Annotated in this window: 18 protein-coding genes; 12 read left to right on the forward strand and 6 right to left on the reverse strand. The window is 52.6% G+C overall.

What is annotated here, in order from left to right; translation table 11 throughout:
• Nucleotides 1–22 precede the first annotated feature (22 nt).
• The 3 genes from LG202_RS05945 (at nt 23) to LG202_RS05955 (ending at nt 2,817) form a co-directional block, all read left to right on the forward strand.
• Entirely contained in the window at nt 23–1,147 is a 1,125-nt protein-coding gene (locus LG202_RS05945; protein WP_230347480.1) for an aromatic ring-hydroxylating oxygenase subunit alpha, read from the forward strand.
• A gap of 64 nt (nt 1,148–1,211) precedes the next feature.
• Nucleotides 1,212–2,075 (forward strand): DMT family transporter, encoded by an 864-nt coding sequence (locus LG202_RS05950; protein WP_268867569.1) that lies wholly within the window; start codon nt 1,212–1,214, stop codon nt 2,073–2,075.
• Nucleotides 2,076–2,106: 31 nt separating this feature from the next.
• Entirely contained in the window at nt 2,107–2,817 is a 711-nt protein-coding gene (locus LG202_RS05955) for a hypothetical protein (protein ID WP_230347481.1), read from the forward strand.
• Between the two features lie 4 nt (nt 2,818–2,821).
• Here the strand turns inward: LG202_RS05955 and LG202_RS05960 are convergent, their stop codons facing one another.
• Entirely contained in the window at nt 2,822–3,460 is a 639-nt protein-coding gene (locus tag LG202_RS05960) for a response regulator (RefSeq protein WP_230347482.1), read from the reverse strand.
• 4 nt (nt 3,461–3,464) lie between these two features.
• A complete protein-coding gene (locus tag LG202_RS05965) occupies nt 3,465–5,174 on the reverse strand; it encodes a PAS domain S-box protein (protein WP_230347483.1) in 1,710 nt (569 codons plus the stop codon).
• A 137-nt stretch (nt 5,175–5,311) separates the two neighbouring features.
• On the opposite strand from LG202_RS05965, the gene LG202_RS05970 reads away from it, so the two are divergent.
• The 3 genes from LG202_RS05970 (at nt 5,312) to LG202_RS05980 (ending at nt 6,875) form a co-directional block, all read left to right on the forward strand.
• Nucleotides 5,312–5,467 carry a DUF1757 domain-containing protein gene (locus tag LG202_RS05970; RefSeq protein ID WP_230347484.1) on the forward strand — a complete coding sequence of 52 codons (156 nt, stop codon included), beginning with the start codon at nt 5,312–5,314 and terminating at the stop codon, nt 5,465–5,467.
• Between the two features lie 5 nt (nt 5,468–5,472).
• On the forward strand, nt 5,473–6,084 hold the full coding sequence (locus LG202_RS05975; RefSeq protein ID WP_230347485.1) for a DUF2238 domain-containing protein: 612 nt from the start codon (nt 5,473–5,475) through the stop codon (nt 6,082–6,084).
• Between the two features lie 107 nt (nt 6,085–6,191).
• On the forward strand, nt 6,192–6,875 hold the full coding sequence (locus LG202_RS05980) for a hypothetical protein (protein WP_230347486.1): 684 nt from the start codon (nt 6,192–6,194) through the stop codon (nt 6,873–6,875).
• 62 nt (nt 6,876–6,937) lie between these two features.
• On the opposite strand, the gene LG202_RS05985 is transcribed toward LG202_RS05980, so the two are convergent.
• Complete coding sequence (locus tag LG202_RS05985; RefSeq protein ID WP_230347487.1) at nt 6,938–8,806, reverse strand: PQQ-dependent dehydrogenase, methanol/ethanol family; 1,869 nt, start codon at nt 8,804–8,806, stop codon at nt 6,938–6,940.
• A 244-nt stretch (nt 8,807–9,050) separates the two neighbouring features.
• Between LG202_RS05985 and LG202_RS05990 the strand changes: the two genes are divergently transcribed.
• Both LG202_RS05990 and LG202_RS05995 read left to right on the forward strand, forming a co-directional pair.
• Entirely contained in the window at nt 9,051–9,740 is a 690-nt protein-coding gene (locus tag LG202_RS05990; RefSeq protein WP_230347488.1) for a PEP-CTERM sorting domain-containing protein, read from the forward strand.
• Nucleotides 9,741–9,923: 183 nt separating this feature from the next.
• Nucleotides 9,924–11,546 (forward strand): Na/Pi cotransporter family protein, encoded by a 1,623-nt coding sequence (locus LG202_RS05995; RefSeq protein WP_230347489.1) that lies wholly within the window; start codon nt 9,924–9,926, stop codon nt 11,544–11,546.
• On the opposite strand, the gene LG202_RS06000 is transcribed toward LG202_RS05995, so the two are convergent.
• Nucleotides 11,543–12,700, reverse strand: a complete 1,158-nt coding sequence (locus tag LG202_RS06000) for a methyltransferase (RefSeq protein WP_230347490.1) — start codon at nt 12,698–12,700, stop codon at nt 11,543–11,545. The two genes, LG202_RS05995 and LG202_RS06000, sit on opposite strands and share 4 nt — an antisense overlap.
• Nucleotides 12,701–12,792: 92 nt before the next feature.
• Here LG202_RS06000 and LG202_RS06005 point away from each other — a divergent pair, with 92 nt between their 5' ends.
• The 3 genes from LG202_RS06005 to LG202_RS06015 all read left to right on the forward strand — a co-directional run bounded on the left by LG202_RS06005 (nt 12,793) and on the right by LG202_RS06015 (nt 15,541).
• Nucleotides 12,793–14,109, forward strand: a complete 1,317-nt coding sequence (locus LG202_RS06005) for a PQQ-dependent sugar dehydrogenase (RefSeq protein ID WP_230347491.1) — start codon at nt 12,793–12,795, stop codon at nt 14,107–14,109.
• 125 nt (nt 14,110–14,234) lie between these two features.
• Complete coding sequence (locus LG202_RS06010; RefSeq protein ID WP_230347492.1) at nt 14,235–14,780, forward strand: DUF3828 domain-containing protein; 546 nt, start codon at nt 14,235–14,237, stop codon at nt 14,778–14,780.
• A gap of 137 nt (nt 14,781–14,917) precedes the next feature.
• The gene (locus tag LG202_RS06015; RefSeq protein ID WP_230347493.1) at nt 14,918–15,541 is read left to right on the forward strand and encodes an HD-GYP domain-containing protein; all 624 of its coding nucleotides are present in this window, start codon (nt 14,918–14,920) and stop codon (nt 15,539–15,541) included.
• Here LG202_RS06015 and glnE read toward each other — a convergent pair whose 3' ends face one another.
• The gene (glnE, locus tag LG202_RS06020; RefSeq protein ID WP_230347494.1) at nt 15,542–18,283 is read right to left on the reverse strand and encodes a bifunctional [glutamate--ammonia ligase]-adenylyl-L-tyrosine phosphorylase/[glutamate--ammonia-ligase] adenylyltransferase; all 2,742 of its coding nucleotides are present in this window, start codon (nt 18,281–18,283) and stop codon (nt 15,542–15,544) included.
• Nucleotides 18,284–18,396: 113 nt separating this feature from the next.
• On the opposite strand from glnE, the gene acs reads away from it, so the two are divergent.
• Nucleotides 18,397–20,361, forward strand: a complete 1,965-nt coding sequence (acs, locus tag LG202_RS06025; RefSeq protein WP_230347495.1) for an acetate--CoA ligase — start codon at nt 18,397–18,399, stop codon at nt 20,359–20,361.
• 89 nt (nt 20,362–20,450) lie between these two features.
• Here the strand turns inward: acs and LG202_RS06030 are convergent, their stop codons facing one another.
• Nucleotides 20,451–20,795 carry a protein tyrosine phosphatase family protein gene (locus tag LG202_RS06030; protein WP_230347496.1) on the reverse strand — a complete coding sequence of 115 codons (345 nt, stop codon included), beginning with the start codon at nt 20,793–20,795 and terminating at the stop codon, nt 20,451–20,453.
• Nucleotides 20,796–20,843 lie beyond the last annotated feature (48 nt).

Genomic DNA, 20,843 nt, shown 5'->3' on the forward strand with positions numbered 1-20,843 from the left:
TCAATTCACAACACTGCACTATATGGTATCGCTAGCCTCTGTGACCAAGCTGCCCACCCAGGGCCACGATTCGCAATTCAGCACCCAGCTGCCGGTCTCCTGGTACACGGATCCCGCCATTTATACGCTTGAACAACAACACCTGTTTGCCCATGCGCCGCATTATATTGGGCACGAACTGATGGTGCCTGAGGTTGGCAATTATCACAGCCTTTCGTGGATGAATGACGCCAAGGCACTGATTCGCAATGAAAGTGGCATCGAACTGATCAGCAATGTCTGCCGCCACCGACAAGCACTCATGCTCAAGGGTAGCGGCAAAACCAAGAACATCATCTGTCCGCTACACCGCTGGACTTATGACACCCACGGCACATTGCTGGGCGCCCCACACTTCAAGGAAAACCCCTGCCTGCACCTGAACACCTCCTCGCTGAAAAACTGGCAAGGGCTGTTGTTCGACAGCAAGCGTGATATTGCACAAGATTTACACGCACTTGGCTGCAAGCAGGATTTCGACTTTACCGGCTACATGCTTAACCGTGTCATGGTCGATGAATATCATTTCAACTGGAAAACCTTTATCGAGGTTTACCTGGAAGATTACCATGTTGGTCCCTTCCACCCTGGCCTTGGTCACTTCGTCAATTGCGATGACCTTAATTGGGAGTTCGGGGATTGGTATAGCGTGCAGACCGTAGGCGTGCACAAGGCCCTGCAAAAATCCGGGTCGCTCATCTACGATAACTGGCACAATGAAGTGCTGCGCTACAACCAACAACAAGCTCCCAAATATGGGGCAATCTGGATGGTGTATTACCCATTCCTCATGATCGAGTGGTACCCCAATACACTGGTAGTCTCCCACATCATTCCACGTGGGCCGGATGCCTGTACCAATGTAGTCGAGTTCTACTACCCCGAAGACATCGCACTTTTTGAAGAAACCTTCATCGCTGCACAGCAAGCTGCCTATACCGAAACTGCCGTGGAAGACATGGAGATCTGCCAACGTATGCACGATGGACGCCACGCGCTGGCCTCTCAAGGCATTGATGAGCGCGGTCCCTACCAGCATCCGATGGAAACTGGCATGCAGCATTTCCACGCGTGGTTACACAGACAACTAGACCCTCACCTGAAATAAGCCTTCAGGCAAACGCTTAGCTGCTTAATCTCTGCAGCCTGCATGGCAGGCCGGAAGGAAAATTTTGAATCTACCCAGACTTGGCAGCCTATGGATGCTAGTGGCTGCCTTTTTCTTTGCCATCATGGGCGTGCTCGTTAAGTTGGGAGCGGAAAAATTCAGCAGTGCCGAGCTAGTATTCTACCGCTCCCTGTTTGGCCTGCTGTTTATCCTTATTGTCACGCAATTGCGTGGCGGCTCTCTCAAAACCAAACTCATTAATACGCACATGAAGCGTGCGATTCTTGGATTTGCATCGCTGATCTGCTTTTTCTTCGCCATCAGCGAACTGCCCCTTGCCACGGCCATCACACTCAATTACACCTCGCCCTTGTTCCTTGCTATGGCCATGCCGTTCATGCTGCATGAAAAGCCACGCAAGCTCCTGCTGTTAGCGGTTGTCATCGGTTTTGTTGGTGTCACCCTGTTGCTTAAGCCCAGCTTGCATGTGGATGAGCTCATCGCTGGTGCAATCGGTTTGTTATCGGGCGCAATGGCGGGTATTGTCTATCTCCACGTCACACAACTTGGCCGTGCGGGAGAGCCAGACTGGCGCACCGTGTTTTATTTCACACTGGTATGCACCATAGGCAGCGGCCTATGGATGCTTTTCTACCACTTCACACCGCCCGATTGGCAAGACCTGCTCGTGCTACTTGGCTTGGGTGGCTCAGCCACTGTTGCGCAACTTGCCTTGACCCGTGCGTATCGCACTGGTAGCCCGCTGGTTGTGGGTAGCCTGGCCTATACCACGGTAGTGCTTGCCAGCCTGTTTGGCATCCTGATCTGGGGAGAAACCCTCTCAGCTGATCGCTGGCTTGCGGTTGGCCTCATCATTCTGAGTGGGATTATCAGCGTATGTGCCACGCCCAGGCAAAATAAAGGTTAAACTTCCAACGCGCGCATCCGTAGAAGAACTCATGAGCCGATTATCTGCACAATGGTCGAATACACGCCACGCCGTGATGGTGGGCATGCTGGCATGCAGCCTGGCTGGCTGCGTGGGCGGCCCGATTGCGCAACAAGTGGCTTCATCGCTATTGATGCGGGCTGCAGACAAAGCCACTTCCGATGCCTACGACAACTATTTACTGAACGACACCGGCCACTCGTCCTCTACCACCAGCACCAACATGATCCCAGGTCACGGTAACACTTACGCTACCGCCTCCAGAGCCACACCACAGATGGATGAATATTGGGCAGCATTCCTCAATACTGGCTTTACCGAAATCAAGCCTTCCGCAGAACCTTTGCCTGCCCATGCTTCGAATGCCACAGAAGTAAACAACCAGACCATTAGCGCCAGCGCACTGGTCACAGTAGAGGTGTGGAATCTGCTGCTGGGTGAGGAAAAAACTACCGTACTAGAAAAAGCCAGGTTACGCGGGAATGACATTTCGCAGCTTGAAGCGTTGGCGCAATGGCAGGTTGCCATCGGTGCTATGGCTAGCTCGCCACAATCCACAGTCACTATTCTGATCCCGCCTGAATTTGGAAGAGTTAATAGCGGTCAGGAACTCTTGGTGGAAGTTTCAGAGCATAGTGACTTGCATATCGCGCGCTATCGGCTGGAAACACAACGCGCATTCAAACAAGCTTCGGGCAACAGCATATTCACCCAGCCCTGAACGGTCAGGGATCAATCAAGCCAGAACGCATGGCAATCAAGGCAATCTCCGCAGAATTGCTGGCATTCAACTTCTGCTTGATATTGTAGAGATGGGTTCCCACGGTACGCGGTGACAAGGATAAAGTCTCAGCGATCTCATTGGTAGTCTTGCCCTTGGCCAAGGCCATAAACACCTCAAACTCACGGTCAGATAGCACATCCACTGGGTTCTGCTGCCCGGAAATCTGCTGGATCGCCATCTGCTGCGCCACATTGGCTTCAAGGTACATCTTGCCGCTTGCCACAGTATGAATCGCCTTAATCAATTCTTCAGCAGCACTGCGCTTGGTCAAATAGCCCATCGCGCCAGCGTTCAGTACACGCTTGGGATGCACCGAATCCTCGTGGGCAGACAATACCAGGATGCGCGCATGCTCGTCCTTGGCACGAATGCGGTCTATGGCCTCTAGGCCACCGATGCCTGGCATCGTAATGTCCATGACGACCACATCAGGCTTATGCGCCTGATAAAGCTTGATACCCTGCTCACCGCTCTCGGCCTCGGCGACCACCTGTATCGCTTGATCAGATTCCAGCAATAACTTGAAGCCCATGCGAACCACCGCATGATCATCCACCAGCATTACCTTGATTGCACTCATGAATTCATTTCTCCGGAATCGTCACCGATATGGTAGAGCCCTGGTCCGGCAGAGAATCTATGCTGAACGTGCCATACAGCGCTTGGGTGCGCTCACGCATACCCAACAGGCCGAAATGGCGACTCTGGTCCACATTGCACATATTCATGCCGATACCGTTATCCTTGATCAAAAGTGTGAGGGTACCATTTTCATGCTGTGAAAGGCTGATCTCAATCCTGTCAGCCTGGGCATGCCGCAAGGCGTTGGTCACCGACTCCTGCACAATGCGATAGAGATTAATATTCAAACTTTCGCCCAGCGTATCCAGCTTGCCCTGCAAATCCAAGCTAAATGCCACTTGCGGGTTTTGCGCCTGCCAATCGGCAACAGCATCGCGCAAGGCCGCGGATAAACCCAGGTTATCGAGCGAACCTGGCCGCAAATGCCGGATGATATTGTGCATGCCGTCATAGATATGATTGGCCGCAGACACAATGGTTTGCGCGCTATTTTCGATGCTGGGCATTTCAGTTCTGGCCTTGTTGGCAATCGCCACAGCAAAGGTCTTGATCGCCGTCACATATTGCCCCAACTCATCATGCAGCTCGCGCGCGAGGCTGCGGCGTTCATCCTCGATATGGCGCTGGATCAAGTGCGTTAACTGGCGGTTTTCCTCCAACTTACGTGCCGTTTCCTCTGCCAGCTTGCGCTCGGTAATATCGCGCATGCTACAAATTTCACCAATGATCTCGCCTGTCTTGGGGTCCATTAATGGCGCTGCCGACAAGGATACATCCAGTAACTTACCGTCACGCGCCACGCGCTGTGTATCGTAATATTCCACTTGGCTATTCGCCACGATCACCGCCATATTGCGCGCCTGCTCACTCTCATGATCTGGCGGCATCAGCAGGTTGGCAGACTTGCCGATGATATCTTCAGGAGCATAGCCAAACATGCGCTGTGCAGCCGGGTTCCAGAACGAGATATTACCGTTGAGATCATGAATCATGATCGCATCTGCGGTCTGTTGCACAATGAGGGCCAACCTACGGTTCTCCTCGGTGCGATCACGCAAGGACTCCCCCATCAGGTTGAAGTTTTGTGCAATACGGGAGAATTCAGGCACCTTGTATTGTGGCAGCTTAACCTCCAGATTGCCTTGCTCAACCTGGGAAATAGCCTTGAGAATATCACCCGCGGGCCGCAGCCAGCGCCCCAGCATCCAGTAAATCAAGGCATTCAATACCACAAAGAACCCACTCTCGATCCAGAGCAGGCTCTTGAACGAAACCCAAGATTCACGAATCGCCCCGGCAGCATCCGATGCCACAACCAGCATGCCAAAGCGAATACGGCGCGACACGACTTCAGGTTCAGGCTCCACCATCCGCGCAAACCAGCGTGGCGGGTTCTCATCGGCACGATAAGTTGATGGTGGCGATTGATACATCAGCGCCCCTTGGGCATCGTAAAGCAAAATCTCGCTGCTGCGCACATGTCCCAGCGATTGCAGGAAAGTATGCATCACGTCATGGGTATAACCCCACTCAGGATTCTGCCGTGAATTAATAATCACGGTATCGAGCAACTGCACCGTTACCCTTGTCGCAGCTTCCACACTTTCCTCGGTGGAAATCCGCATCCCCTTGATCACCACATAGCCAACCGCCACCATCAACATCAGTAGCAAGGTCGTTATCAGCAAGTTGAATCGAACACGTAAACTCATAGATTATCCGATAAGCGTGCAACGCCTTGTCTTCGCCATAGCGATCAAAGTACATGAGTATAAAGCATGTCCATCGCTGTGCCAGCGCATGGGTAACACACCTCCGTTGCTCAGGCTAATTCCCTTATAATCACCCCATGCCAAACAAATACAAAGAAATATTCAATCTCAGCGTCGCCACTATCCTAGGGACAGCCATCGGCCTGAGTTTTGACAACCTGGCACTGGGTGCCGTGGTAGGGATCACGCTTGGGATTGTATTCTCCCTGTTCAACAAGCCTGACAAGGATTAAGCCAGATGATGCAGGTACGTTGCTTGCAGCTGGGTAGCCTAGCCTTGATTGCGGTACTGATCGCATCTGGGATTCATCCCTTTGACCGCTCGACCTGGCTCATGGAAGTTCTGCCTGTGATAATAGTGCTGCCGCTGTTATGGGCAGGCTACCGTCGTTACCCGCTCACCGCCCTACTCTATAGCCTGATCTTCCTGCATGCCTTGGTACTGATCGTGGGAGGCGCCTATAGCTACGCACGCGTTCCATTGGGGTTTGAAATAGCCCAATGGCTGGGCCTGGATCGCAACCCCTATGACAAGATCGGACACTTCATGCAAGGCTTTGTCCCGGCCATTGCTGTGCGAGAAATCCTGTTGCGTGGCGCTTATGTGCGTGGCAGCAACATGCTGGCATTTCTGGTGATCTGTGTCGTACTCGCCATCAGTGCCAGCTATGAGTTGATCGAATGGGCTGCGGCATTGTGGATGGGGCAAGGTGCGGATGAGTTTCTCGGTACGCAAGGATATGAATGGGATACGCAATCCGATATGTGGTTTGCATTACTAGGTGGTATTTCTGCATTGCTATTGTTACCCCGCTGGCATGATCGCTTCTTGGCACGACTAAACAAATAAGCATGCTTGCAATGAGAGCACAAGCCATGAAACATGGCCGGCCCATTGAGTTGAAATAGCCTGCCAACCAAGCGATGATTCAGGCTCTATCATGGAAGGAAAGCGGCATGTCTCTTACCGATCAGCAGAAAATTGACCTCTTTGACCGCATCTGGCAAGAGTATGTCAGCACCCATGGCCTGGGTGGCATGGCAAAAAGCGACTTTGACGCCTTGCTACTTTGGGAATATGCACAAGCGTTGCAGACCGCTGACACTTTTCGCCTAAGCGCAGTCTTCCGTATCCGTGAATCACGTGCAAAAAGCCTGCTGGAAAGTGCTGCGATCAAGTTTGGACAGCTGACAGAAGCCGAGGCCTGGACTCAATTACTCGCAGCATTGGCCCAAGTAGACTTCCATGTGGAAAGCGTAGAAAAAGGCCAGATGCGCTTTCACCTGAAAACACCCCTACTATTCCGTCACCTGCAAAACCAGGCTCGACTGATAGACGACAGCCTGAGCTTTAATGCTGCCTCCGAATATGTCGTGGGCAATTTGTCTGCGCTATATCGCATCCTGGACCGCTGCTGGGAAGAAGGAATTTTTGGTGAAGAATGGCAGGGAAAGCGGCTGGAGCAAGCACGTCAACATATCCGCGCCATTATCGGCAATATTGGCCAACAGATTGCAGAAAACCATCTGGAAGCATTGAAGTCACATAAGAAATCAAAGCTACCAGCTATCCTGGAATATGGCAGCAAGCTCAGCGGTATTGGCGGCTTCATCAAGGGATTGCTGGATTCAGCATCTTGACGGCCTTTTGATTTCCTACAGGTGCGTTGTAATGAGCAACTGCAATGCCACCGCTTGCCTATCTACAATGCAAACACATGAAGTGCGCCGCTACCCGGTGCAGCATTGTAGTGGTTCAACTCCCGGAAAGCGCCAGCCGTACCCGCGCCTTCACTATCGCCAGTAAGGCCTTGATTGAGCGCAATGCCTGCCCAGCCACCGACACCGGAGAAGACACCAACATATTGCTTGCCACGGTGTTGATAGGTCATCGGGTTACCCACGATCCCTGAACCCACCTGAAAGCGCCATAATTCCCTGCCATTACGCGCATCTAAGGCCTTGAACCAACGATCCAGCGTGCCATAAAACACCACTTTCCCGGCTGTTGGCAAAGCCCCACTCCACACTGCAAACTTTTCGTGCTTATACCAAACAGACTTGGCTTTCAGCGCATCCCAGGCCATGAAGGCTCCCATGTCACCATCCGATCCCGGCTGCATGGTAAGGCTGGCTCCGGCCCAAGGTTGCCCTGAGACGTACTTGGCTTCCACGGCCTCATACGTCATACACAAATGATTGAGTGGCACATAAAACCAGCCTGTTTGCGGCGAATATGCCGCAGGCTGCATATTTTTGGCACCTATAGCTGAGGGACAAATACCACTGGTTTCCTGATCTTCGTGCGTAGCATAGCGCGCATCCTTCACGGGTATGCCGGTTGGCAGGTCAATCCCTGTGGCCCAGTTTACGAAAGGGTGCATTTTTGCTGCGGAAAGTAAGCTGCCAGTTCGCCGATCCAAGGTATAGGCAAAGCCATTGCGATCAAAATGCGTGGCCAGCTTTTGCTGACCATGGTCCCAGAGAATCAGCTCATTGACACTGTCATAATCCCATTCATCATGCGGCGTCAATTGATAGCCCCAGCGTGCCATGCCGGTATCAAGATCGCGGGCAAACAGCGTCATCGCCCATTTATTATCTCCCGGGCGAATATCGGGATTCCAGACTGAAGGGTTACCAGTACCGTAATAGACCAAATTCAACTTGGGATCATAAGAAAACCAGCCCCATACTGGGCCGCCCCCATGCTCCCAGCCATGCGCGGTGGCCTGCGGCTTGAGCCAGGTTTTTATACCCAAGTCAGGTGCTGGAAACTTCAGTTTTTCTTTAGGCAAGGCACGAAACGACCCACCCTCCTTGTTGCCACCTGCGACATTCTCATACGCAGACAAAGCACTGTAATGCGGATTCTCGGCATTGAAGCCTGCACCTATCAACACCTCGCTATCTGGCCCAGTGCTATAGGCTTTCCATTGCAGTTGACCATCATTCAAGGCATAGGCCGCAAGAAAACACCGCACGCCAAACTCGCCCCCGCTACAACCCGTCAGCACCTTGTCACGAAACACATAAGGCGCATTGGTATTGGTAGCACCAATATTGGGATCATTTACCTGCACCTGCCATACCTGATGTCCATCGCGGCTATCCAGTGCCAACAAAAGGCCATTATTCTGTTGCAGCAATATCTTGCCATCACCATACGCCAAGCCACGACTCACATTATCGCAGCAAAGGATCGCCTCAATATCGCTGGATTGCTTGGGGAAATAGGCCCATAGAATCTTCCGGTCATGATCTAGGTCCAGCGCATAGACATGATTGGGAAAGGCTGTATGCACATACATGACATTGCCCACTACCAGAGGAGCCCCTTCGTGACCACGTTGAACACCAGTGGAAAAACTCCAGGCCAGCTTTAGTCGCGAGACATTGCGATGATTAATCTGGTTAAGGCGGCTATATCCCTGATTGTAGTAATCCTTGCGTGGACTTACCCATTGAGTGTCATCCTGGATCAAGGCTTGCAGGGAATCAGCGGCAAATCCATTGGTAGCAACAAAAACAAAAGAGAGCAGGAATAAAACAGGAGCGGAGCGAATACACATCTTAAAGATAACGCTTTGCACACACCCTGGATGACAAGCTCTGCAAAACACGAACAAATTCCATGGCAAGAAAAGGGTTGACACTTATCATTTTTTAAACATAATACAAATCATTCTTATTTATGTTAATAAAATAAGAATTTGCCAGTAGGCCCTTGCGCTTATTGCCAGGCTACTGGTGAGGATATCCGGATTTTCATTGGGAAAGCCCGGTTAATCACTATCAACTAAAAGGAAAAATCACATGAACATTACTGCCATGCGCATTCTAATGGGTGCCAGCCTGCTTGCTGTAGCTAGCCTCGCCCAGGCGAACGCAACTCACGATAGCTTTATCGACGTAGCAAACTCTGTATCTTTCGACGGCTGGAACCAACTAAACCGCAATCGTGTAGACGCGAATGGCAACGCAGCTCCGCTGACCGCAGCACAATTAGCTGCTGGTACCGTAGCCAATGTTACAGGCTCTGACGATGCAACGCTAAAGCTGGTCTCTGGCAACTACTCCCCTGCTTCAGCAGGTTTATATGGCAGTGGCTATTTGACATTTACTGACAATACCGTTGCCAACGACATCACTTCGATTGTTTTCCAAGGCATTATTAATGACTTTTACAATATTCCTGGGTTTGGTAGTGGTGTGCCATTCTCCATCAGCTTGAATTACAACGATGGAAATCAAGCGATTGCAGGCACATTGGTAAGTTTCGTAGATACAAATGCTGTAGCTGATTACTATCAATATACGTGGGATCTCAGCGGCATCTCCAGCCCGATTACATCGTATACGCTCAACTTCAACATTGGCTTCTCTCAGTCACTGGCTTTCCAGGTCGATCAAGTTGCCGCTGTGCCTGAGCCATCCACCTATGCCATGCTCATGCTGGGCCTAGGTGCTGTAGGCTTCGCGGCACGCCGTCGCAAGCAAGCCTAAAACTGCACGTGCACTGCTGCAACATATGTAGTAGTGCACTTTTACCCCTCCCCTCTACGTCATATATCCACTGCACACGCCTCAACCATCCATTCTCTTGAATTAGTCATACGCTGACAGAGCAAAGCAACACTTCAGGTTAAACTAGCGCCTTTATTCCATACACAGGCACTCTCAAACTTCATGTGGTATGACCTTTTCATGGGCCTGGGTGCCATCGGCCTAATGCTGCTCGGCATTGACTGGATGACGCGCGGGCTAAAAACAGCTGCTGGCCCCAGTTTCATGCAACTACTGCAACGCTGGACCGGCACACCGATGCAAGGCATTTTCATCGGTAGCGTCAGTACACTCGCCGTACAATCATCCACCGCGATTACCGTGGCAACCATAGGCTTTGCCAATGCCAACATTTTGTCGCTTTCTGCTGCGGCTTTTGTCATTTACGGCAGCAATTTGGGTAGTTCCCTGAGTGCGTGGCTAGTAGCTGTGGTAGGCGGCAGTATCAAGCTGGATGACCTGGCCCTACCCATACTCGGTATTGCCGTCATGCTAAAGCTATTGAGTAAACAATCGCGGAAACAAGGAATTGGTGAAGCATTAACCGGTTTTGCACTATTGTTTCTGGGGTTAGGCTACCTGAAAACAACCTTCGATTCTGCATTTGTTAATGTCGACTTCGCCTACCTGACCAGCCTGGGTGTCTGGGGCATTGTGCTTTCCATGCTGGCTGGCGTGTTACTGACAGTGATCATGCAAGCTTCACTGGCCGTCATCGCCTTGGTAGTCACGGCGGTATCTACAGGCGCAGTACCACTGGAAATCGGGGCTGCGGTAGTGATCGGCTCCAATGTCGGCACAACCTCCACTGCCCTGCTGGCCACCCTGGCTGCCACAGCCACAGCCAAGCGCGTGGCCAGTTTGCACGTGCTATTCAACGTGCTCACTGCGATTGTGGCCCTACTACTGCTCAAGCCTCTGCTTTGGGGCATTCAGGAAATTGCCCAGTTGGTCTTCAATGACACCCAGCCGCAATTCATCCTGGCCTTGTTCCATACCATGTTCAATGCATTAGGTGTGGTCTTGATGTACCCGCTGACACCGCCCTTGATCCGCTGGCTGGAAACCAAGTTCAAGACACCTACCCACATGGGTTCCTTCAGTCTCGACCAATCCAGCCTGGCCATCCCCAGCTTGGCTATTAAAGCCATGAGCCTGGAAGGTATGCGCGCCGGACAACTGATCGCGCGCCTGGCACTTGTGATGGGGCAACAACGTCATCTGGACAGCCAACTACTGGAAGATAACCGCCAAATCCTACAAAACCTGCACCACTACATCGCACAGCTTGCCCAGCAAGGCATGTCCGCCCAAGAAGCGGAGTTGCTCAACCAGCTTGTCCAAAACCAGCTACGCTTGTCGATGGCCTTACAACTACTGCCTAGCTTGGCACGCCACCTGGATCATGATCAGACAGCCTTTGAGCTAGAGCTTCCTTATTGGCAAGCCCTAAGCGATAGCCCCTTGCCACCAGACCGTGCCGCCTTGCGCAATGCTTACCGACAATTCGTACACGAACGCCAGCAGAAAAAGCAGATGATTTTTGAAGAAGTGCTGCATGAACGCAAAGGCCATGAATCTGGCGGCGATGACTTGCTGAAACTCGCAGAAACACGACGCTTTAATCAACAATTGACCAAAGCGCTGCTTGCATTCGATAAATTGCAGGCCAGCTTCGACAAGCACAACACGGCAGCCGATAACACCACCGCTGAAGAGATTGAAGAAAACTCAGGAACGGTCTAAATCACGCTCAACCGCCATAATGAAGTGACTTCTGCCGATCTCGCCTGATGCAGGGGATCGGTATTGTCACTTGCACGACCATGCCTTGGCCGGGTATCCAGCTTGGCAATCACCTTAAGGCCTGCACTCTCGAACATCTGTAGTAATTGCTGACGAGTGCGTAGGCCCAGATGCTCTGCAATATCAGACAAAATCAGCCAAGCTTCGCCATGCGGCAGCAGATGTTCCGCAACTCCGTTGAGAAATCCTTGAAGCATCGCGCTACCAGGGTCATAAATCGCATATTCAATCGCCGCATTGGCCTTGGCTGGAATCCAGGGTGGGTTACACACCAACAACCCTGCCTTGCCGTCGGGAAACAGGTTGCACTCCATCACTTCCACCTGCTGCGCCAACCCCAACCGCTGCATATTCTCACGGGCACACGCCAAAGCGCGAGCATCCTGGTCAGTGGCGATCACTTTCTTGACGCCTCGCTGCGCCAACACCGCAGCCAATACACCACTACCAGTGCCGATATCAAATGCCAGTTCGCTATCTGGCAAGGCAGCCTGTGCCACGAGATCGACATATTCCCCACGTACTGGTGAAAACACACCGTAATGCGGGTGAATTCGCGCACCCAGTGCAGACACTTCCACGCCCTTCTTGCGCCACTCATAAGCGCCAATCACACCTTGCAGCTCACGTAGTGAAATCAACGATGAATGCTCAGCTTCGCCATAAGCCTGCAAACAAGCTTCCTTCACATCGGGTGCCCGTCGCAAGGCAATGGTGTAATCCGCCTCCAACTCAACCAACAACATGCCCAATACACGGGCCCGCTGCGCCATTGCCTGCCGATGCAAATTGAATGCATCCAATAGCGAAGATGAAGCCTTAGCTGGCTTGCGATCCATTCTCCGCGCCATCGCTTGCAATAACTGGCGGGCATTCTGAAAATCACCTCGCCACAACAATGCTGTACCTTCACACGCTAAACGATAAGCATGATCTGCCTTGAGCGTGTCATCAACGACTTGTACACGCACCGGCGGCTTGCTGTGGTTTTCCGATCGCCACTGAGCCTGATGTAATACAGAACCCTCCTGCCAGGAAACCAGCGAGGTATCAGGGAGAAAAGATGTCGTCAAATCAGAACTTTCTTTAAGCATGATGCGTCATTAAACTGCGCATATAAACAAATCCATACGCTCATTATAGAACATGAGCGCCCCCTATCTGGATGACATCAAGGACTCTCATCATGCATCGACTATTGCTCCCTGCCCTGATTACCCTTTCCCTCAGCGCCTGTGGCGATGTTGCCAAGCTATCTATCTCGGCAGGCACTGGCACCAAGCCGGAATTGCCAGAGCCACGCAGCAGCCTGATTCCCACTGTTCACGTCGCCAATGCCGTGGGCTGGCCCGCAGAAGGCAAACCACGTGCCGCCGAAGGCACCACGGTCAATGCTTTTGCCAAGGACCTTGAGCATCCACGCTGGCTTTATCAATTACCCAATGGCGACATTTTAGTGGCAGAAACCAATAGCCCTCCCAAAGGTGATGACAGCTTCAGCCTGAAAGGCTGGATTGCCGGAAAGTTCATGGCACGAGCAGGTGCTGGCACGCCTAGTGCCAACCGCATTACCCTGCTGCGCGATACTGATGGAGACGGCATTGCCGACCAGCGGTCGGTTTTCCTCAAGGATTTACACTCCCCATTTGGCATGGCACTCATCGGCAATACGTTTTATGTCGCCAATGCCGATGCCGTGGTGACCTTTCCCTACCAGGAAGGAGCCACAAACATCACCACACCGCCCACCAAGCTGGTAGACCTCCCCGGCCTGCCGCTCAACCATCACTGGACCAAGAACCTGATCGCCAGCCCAGATGGTAATAAGCTTTATGTCACCGTCGGCTCCAACAGCAATATCGGGGAAAACGGCATGGAGATCGAAACAGGCCGTGCCGCTATCTGGGAGGTGGATGCCAAGACAGGTGAGCACCGCATTTTTGCCTCTGGGCTGCGAAATCCAAATGGTCTAGCCTGGGAGCCAGAGAGCGGCATGCTGTGGACCGCCGTGAATGAACGCGACGAAATCGGCAGTGACCTAGTGCCGGATTACATCACTTCGGTACAGGATGGTGGCTTTTATGGCTGGCCTTATAGCTACTATGGCAACCATGTTGATGTACGTGTGCAACCACAAAAACCAGAGTTGGTTGCCAATGCCCTGGTGCCGGATTATGCACTCGGCCCACACACAGCATCGCTTGGCTTGGCTGCAGCCGCAGGTAATCAATTACCCAAGCAATATGCCAATGGCATGTTCGTCGGCCAACATGGTTCCTGGAACCGCAAGCCCAGCAGCGGTTACAAAGTGTTATTTGTACCATTTGAAGATGGTAAGCCATCTGGCTACCCCGTCGATGTACTCACCGGATTTCTCAACCAGAAAGGTGAAGCCCAGGGTCGCCCAGTCGGCGTTCTGGTCAATCAACAAGGTGCCTTGTTGGTAGCAGATGATGTAGGCAACACTATCTGGCGTGTGACTGCTGAAAAATCAGCAAATTAATGAAGCAGGATACGGATTTTTTCCCGATTTAGCAGACAAGCCTGAACAAGGCTTGCCTGCCATTTTGCCCACATGCTCTAATGCGCCATCTTCATCCCATGACCGCATTTACCGGAGCCGCCCCTATGATCAGGCCTTCCCTTGCCATTGCACTTACACTGTGCTCATTATTTGCCTTCCCAGTGAATGCCGCAAAGTCAGACAAGGACGAGGCCAGAGAAGCTGCCGTCAGGTTCTTTGATGATTACGCCTCCCTGCAGAAAAGCAGCAAAGTCGTCGGGCTACCCAATATGCAGCAACTGGACACGATTTCCCAGCACTTCATCCCCAAATTACACCGAATTTTCTATATCGCGTTGCGCGAGCAGCACCGCTGCCGCTCCAGGGATAAAATGACCCCTTGGACCAAAGGCGATCTATTCACCTCAAATGACGCAGGATTCACCAGCTTCACCATAGACCCCAGCCTACCCAACCAGTTTGGACGCCAATCAACCATCCATTTCACTCTGGAAAAAAATGGCAAGACCCAGCGCTGGGATGATGAAGTGATCCTGAGGAAAGAGAACGGCGAGTGGATGGTATATGACATTGAATACCATGCACCTTTCGCCACAGAAAAAGCCGGCAAGAGCCTGCAATCCATTATCGACAAGAATCCCGCCTGTTGACCTGACTATTTCAATCATTACGAGGCTATGTTAATCTACGCCCTAATATTAAGGTTACGTAATATCTAGCTTCGAACTGATTGAGATTGAAAGTTGTACTCCTCCAGCACCTGTAAAATAACTGCAGGGGGTTGGCCTTGACAGACAGTGTTTCACACGCAGTTGCCCCAACCTCCTTTGAGTCTTATCTTGCTGAATCCGCACAGGCCTTATTCCTTGCCCTGGATGAGCGAGATGCCTATACCCATCAGCATTGTGACCGGGTTTCCCTGCTCGCCCGCGAGATCGGCATGTCATGCAGCCTCAGCCAGCAAGAACTCGACCTACTCGCCTTCGGCGCACGCTTTCATGACATAGGAAAAATTGGCATCCCGGATAGTGTCTTATTAAAACCAGGCCCCCTGGACGCCAAGGAATGGAGCATCATGAAGATGCATCCGGTGAAGGGAGAGCGCCTGTTTCGCAATACCTTGCATCCGTATGCAGATGAGATTGCGAATATCATTCGACACCATCATGAATGCTTTGATGGTAGCGGCTATCCTGATGGACTGTCGGGCAGCAATATTCCGCTGGCCTCGCGCATCCTGCTGATTGCCGATGCCTATGATGCCATGGCAACTACACGCCCTTATCACCGCGCTCGCAATCATGGCGAAATCATCGAAACACTGGCGGCAGAAGAAGGTATCAAGACGGACCCTGATATCCTGGCGCGGTTTATGCGCGTGATCGCGCACAGTCCGGCCCGCGTAGATTAGCTAGCTCGCTGCGCCGAATACCTGCAGCCACAAGCGACGTACTGCCAAGACTCCCTGCTCTACCTCAGCCAATGGCACACGCGCCTTCTGGTCTCCCTGTAGCCGGATGGCGTGCTGACGCCGACGGTAATCTCGATAGACCTGTGCCACCTCATGAGCCAGCACTGCATCAATCAGCTGCAAGTTCCCCAAGATATCAAGCAAGGCAATATTGCCCAGGTTTCGTGTCAGTTCAGGATATTGCGACGCATACGCCAGCACTAAGTACTGCACGATAAACTCGACATCGACTATTCCACCACGATCATGCTTGAGGTCAAATAGCTCGCCATGATTTGGATGCGCTTGATGCATCTTATGGCGCATGGAGACAACCTCTGCCGCTAATGCTTGCTGCTCTCGTGGCTGACGCAATACGCTGTCGCGGATACGCTCAAACGTCGCACCAATCTGCTGGTTACCCGCGCAGAATCTGGCACGTGTCAGCGCTTGATGCTCCCACACCCAGGCTTTTTCCTGCTGATAGGTTTCAAATGCCTGTACTGAACTGACCAATAATCCGCTCGCACCATCTGGGCGTAATTGCATATCCGTTTCATAGAGCATACCCGCCGACGTCATGCTGCTCAGCCATGTATTCACGCGCTGCCCAAGCTTGGCATACACCTCGCCAGCTTCTGGCACATCATCGTCATAAAGAAAGATGATATCAAGGTCGGAAGCGTAGCCCAGCTCCTTTCCACCCAGCTTGCCATAGCCAATGATGGCAAATAGCGGCTCATCCCGATGGCGATGGCGCAAACCAGGCCAGATAGCCTTGATCGCCACATCGAGAATGATGTCGGCCAACGCACTCAGGTAATCCGAGAGTGTTTCCAGTGCCAGTTCCCCAGCCACATCCTTGGCTGCAAAGCGAAATACGGCAGCATGCTTGAAATGCCGCATTTCATCCATTTGTCGCTCCACATCCCCGGATAGCAATGTCAATCGCTGTTCCAGGTCTGCATGCATGGCAGCAAAATCAGGGGCGGCATAGAGATTACGTGTGTCTAGCAATTCATCCAGCAAAATCGGATGCTGGGTCAAATATTGGGCCAGCCAGGGACTAGCGCCGACAATACGCGTCACCAAGGTCAAGGCTGAGGGATATTCGGCCAAGAGCGCCAGGTAGCTGGCACGTCGGCAGATACTATCCAGTAAATCAGCGACACGGATGAGGGCCTGGTCCGGCTTAGGCTCCTGTGCAGCCTCTCTGATCGCCAATGGGATCAGGGTATCGAAGCGCTGGCGGCTAAGCTCGGGCAATTGCTTGTAGCGTGGGCTGTCGTGCAGGCTGAGTAACTTGCGCAAGGTATCGGCTGGCTCCTGATAGCCTAGCTGTGCCATAACGCCAACCGCATCGTCGCCTTCCACCAGGCGCTTCCACAATGCAGCCTCACTTTGGCGAGGTGCTTGCTCTGCCTGACTGTCGTCGCTCGGTTCGCTGAATACCTCCTCAAAATGCCGCTGCACCACGCTGCGATGTAGCTCCAGGATGTTGAGGAAATCCTGCCACGTTGCATAGCCCATCCCCAGTGCAATACGTTGCCGACTTTCGTCATTTACAGGCAAATCCTGGGTTTGCGTATCCTCTAGGTATTGCAGCCTATGCTCAAGATTGCGCAGGAAGATATAAGCCGCACGCAGCTCCTGAACTGCACTGGTAGGCAGCAAGCCTTTTTCGTCCAGCAATTGCAATACAGACAAGGTAGGCTTGACCTGCAAGCTGGCATCGCGCCCACCGCGAATCAACTGGAATACCTGGGCAATAAACTCGACCTCACGGATACCGCCACGCCCCAGCTTGATGTTGTCGTGCATATCGCGACGATTGACGTCACGCTGGATCTGGACCTTGAGATCGCGCATGGAAGCAAACGCGCCAAAATCCAGATATTTGCGAAACACGAAAGGCCGCAGCATCTGGCTCAAGCCCTGGTCAGGCCCTGCCACCACCCTGCCCTTGATCCAGGCATAGCGCTCCCACTCACGCCCCTGGTTCTGGTAATACTCTTCAAGCATGGCAAAGCTGCACGCCAGTGGCCCCTCGGAGCCATAAGGGCGCAATCGCATGTCAACACGGAAGACAAAGCCATCTTCGGTGATCTCGTCAATGGCGGCAATCAGGCGCTTGGCCAAGCGGGTAAAAAACTCGACGTTGCCGATGGCCTTTGCGCCGTTGGTCTCGCCATCTTCGGCGAAGGCAAAAATCAGGTCGATGTCAGACGACACATTGAGTTCATGGCCGCCCAGCTTACCCATCCCCACCACAGTAAAATGCTGGCGCTCGCCGCTATCCTCGCCTATAGGCTCACCATACTGCGCTTCCAGCCAAGGCGTCAGGTGCTGTAAGGCGTATTGCAGGGTGACTTCCGCCAACGCACTCACCACCACCATCACTTCATCCAGCCCACCCAAGCCATTCAGGTCGCGCACGATCAGGCGCAACATGACACGCTGGCGTAACTTGCGCAATGCGCGCTTAAGGCTGGCATCATCGACAACCTCTTGTTGCGCCAGCCAAGTTTGCATTTCAGCTGTAGACCATGCCCGATGCAAGCTTGCCGCTAACTCGGGCAATAGTTCTACATCACTATTGATCAGGCGGGCGATAAACGGGCTGCACTTGGTCGCATGCAATAAATATTCTTCGTCAGTGGATAAGGCTGTATCTGGTTGCAAAATCTGTGATAGTGTGCGCATCTTGAAATTGTAAATGAAATGTTATAATTCGCTTCCTAACATTATCGGTGATGCCTGAGCGATTGCCACCACCGCTATTCATAACCTCATTATAGAGTTTTGAAGGAGTTTGTATGTCGTCCATTGAATCCGTGCTGACGGAAACGCGCATTTTCGCGCCACACGAAACATTCCGCCAAGCCGCCACTGTATCGGGACTGCCAGCCTACCAGGCATTATGCGATGCAGCTGAGCAGGATTACACCGGCTTTTGGGCAACGCTTGCCCAACAGGAAATCACCTGGCATACCCCCTTCACCGAAACCCTGGACGAATCAAACGCGCCATTTTTTCGCTGGTTTGCCGATGGCAAGCTCAATGCCTCTTATAACTGCATTGATCGGCATCTGGAAAAGCGCGCCAACAAGATCGCCCTGATTTTTGAAGCCGATAATGGCGATGTCACCAACATCACCTATAAAGAACTGCATCAACGCGTCAGCCGCTTTGCGAATGCGCTGAAAAAGCAAGGCATAGGTCTGGGCGACCGCGTCATCATCTACCTGCCCATGAGCATAGAAGCCATCATCGCGATGCAAGCCTGTGCCCGCATCGGTGCGATTCACTCCGTGGTATTCGGTGGATTCTCGGCCAAGAGCTTGCATGAACGCATTGTGGATGTCGGTGCCAAGCTGGTGATCACCGCCGACGGTGGCTTGCGTGGAGGCAAGGCAGTTGCGCTGAAATCAGCCGTGGATGAAGCACTAGCTTTGGGTGGCTGCGAAGCAATTGCACATGTCATCGTCTACCAACGCACTGGCGTGGATATTGCCTGGAACCCGCAACGCGATTTGTGGTGGCATGAAATCGAAGCTGCCGAGAGCGACTATTGCGAACCAACCTGGGTCAATGCCGAACATCCTTTGTTCATCCTCTACACCTCAGGCTCCACTGGCACTCCCAAGGGCGTGCAACACTCTACCGGCGGCTATTTGCTCGGTGCCATCATGAGCATGAAATGGGTGTTCGATCACAAGGCCAGCGATATTTTCTGGTGCACGGCAGACGTGGGCTGGATTACCGGCCACAGCTATGTCGCTTATGGTCCATTGGCGCTTGGTAGCACTCAAGTCGTGTTTGAAGGCGTACCCACCTACCCCGATGCAGGCCGCTTCTGGCAGATGATAGAACGCCACAAGGTGAGCATTTTCTACACTGCGCCTACCGCGATCCGCTCACTGATCAAGCTAGGCGGCGACCTGCCTAACAAATACGACCTCTCAAGCCTGCGCCTGCTAGGTACTGTGGGCGAACCGATCAACCCCGAAGCCTGGATGTGGTATCACAAAGTGGTGGGCAAGGAGCGTTGCCCGATTGCCGATACCTGGTGGCAAACAGAAACCGGTGCGCACATGATCGCCCCCTTGCCCGGTGCGATTGATCTTAAGCCAGGCTCCTGTACCCGCCCCTTGCCCGGTATCATCATGGATATCGTCGAAGAAGACGGCACCCATATTGAAGGTACTGGTGGTGGCCTGCTGGTGGTGAAAAAGCCTTGGCCTTCCATGATTCGCAACATCTGGGGCAATGAAGAACGCTTCAAGAAATCCTACTTCCCAGAAGAGCTCAAAGGCTTGTATTTGGCTGGTGATTCCGCACACCGCGATGAGGATGGCTATTTCTGGATCATGGGCCGCATTGATGACGTGCTCAACGTATCAGGCCACCGCCTGGGCACCATGGAAATCGAATCGGCGCTGGTCGCCAACCCACTGGTTGCAGAAGCAGCGATTGTCGGCAAACCACATGAGATCAAGGGCGAATCCATCGTCGCTTATGTCGTGCTTAAAGGCGAACGACCCGAAGGCGAATCAGCCAAGGCCATTGCCACACAATTGCGTGACTGGGTAGGCAAGGAAATCGGCCCGATTGCCAAGCCAGATGAAATCCGCTTTGGCGAGAACCTGCCCAAAACCCGCTCTGGCAAGATCATGCGCCGCCTGCTGCGCTCGCTGGCCAAGGGTGAGGAAATCACCTCGGATATTTCCACGCTGGATAATCCTGCCATCCTGGAGCAACTGAAACAGGCCGCAGGGTAAAACCTTCTGGCTTCAACAAAAACGGCATCCTGGTCGGAAAGTACAGGATGCCGTTTTTATTTACCTGTTGAATCGCTCAATATCGACTATCAGCTCCTGGCGTGTGCCTGCTGATAGATATTGACGGCCCTGGCACCCAGCTTGCAGAAACCCAGGATAGGAGTAGGCAAGTCTGGTAACAAGCCTGCAAGCTCATCGACCTGAACCAGCGTCAACTGGCCAGGTACCACGGGAATATGTACATACCGCAGGCCATGAGCCTCTGCTGCCTGGCGAATTTCATCGCCCTTGGGTTGTTCTGGGCCACCTTCACCGTCAGGGCGGTTATTGATGATGGTCTTGAAACCAGCGGCAGCGGCCTCGGCTACTTGATCAACATGCAGTTGTGGGCAACTGCTGAATTGATCACTGATCTTGTTGATTGCAATCGTCATGTGTTGTGTCATTCCTTCCGTAAGGTCTCGCCAATATACCACGCACAC

It is taken from the genome of Methylobacillus methanolivorans, assembly GCF_054588515.1.

Coding starts and splice junctions, on each gene's coding strand:
- LG202_RS05945 (WP_230347480.1), top strand. CDS start 23: ATGGTATCGCTAGCCTCTGTGACCAAGCTGCCCACCCAGGGCCACGAT.
- LG202_RS05955 (WP_230347481.1), top strand. CDS start 2,107: ATGAGCCGATTATCTGCACAATGGTCGAATACACGCCACGCCGTGATG.
- LG202_RS05960 (WP_230347482.1), bottom strand. CDS start 3,460: ATGAGTGCAATCAAGGTAATGCTGGTGGATGATCATGCGGTGGTTCGC.
- LG202_RS05965 (WP_230347483.1), bottom strand. CDS start 5,174: ATGAGTTTACGTGTTCGATTCAACTTGCTGATAACGACCTTGCTACTG.
- LG202_RS05970 (WP_230347484.1), top strand. CDS start 5,312: ATGCCAAACAAATACAAAGAAATATTCAATCTCAGCGTCGCCACTATC.
- LG202_RS05975 (WP_230347485.1), top strand. CDS start 5,473: ATGATGCAGGTACGTTGCTTGCAGCTGGGTAGCCTAGCCTTGATTGCG.
- LG202_RS05980 (WP_230347486.1), top strand. CDS start 6,192: ATGTCTCTTACCGATCAGCAGAAAATTGACCTCTTTGACCGCATCTGG.
- LG202_RS05985 (WP_230347487.1), bottom strand. CDS start 8,806: ATGTGTATTCGCTCCGCTCCTGTTTTATTCCTGCTCTCTTTTGTTTTT.
- LG202_RS05990 (WP_230347488.1), top strand. CDS start 9,051: ATGAACATTACTGCCATGCGCATTCTAATGGGTGCCAGCCTGCTTGCT.
- LG202_RS05995 (WP_230347489.1), top strand. CDS start 9,924: ATGTGGTATGACCTTTTCATGGGCCTGGGTGCCATCGGCCTAATGCTG.
- LG202_RS06000 (WP_230347490.1), bottom strand. CDS start 12,700: ATGCTTAAAGAAAGTTCTGATTTGACGACATCTTTTCTCCCTGATACC.
- LG202_RS06005 (WP_230347491.1), top strand. CDS start 12,793: ATGCATCGACTATTGCTCCCTGCCCTGATTACCCTTTCCCTCAGCGCC.
- LG202_RS06010 (WP_230347492.1), top strand. CDS start 14,235: ATGATCAGGCCTTCCCTTGCCATTGCACTTACACTGTGCTCATTATTT.
- glnE (WP_230347494.1), bottom strand. CDS start 18,283: ATGCGCACACTATCACAGATTTTGCAACCAGATACAGCCTTATCCACT.
- acs (WP_230347495.1), top strand. CDS start 18,397: ATGTCGTCCATTGAATCCGTGCTGACGGAAACGCGCATTTTCGCGCCA.
- LG202_RS06030 (WP_230347496.1), bottom strand. CDS start 20,795: ATGACGATTGCAATCAACAAGATCAGTGATCAATTCAGCAGTTGCCCA.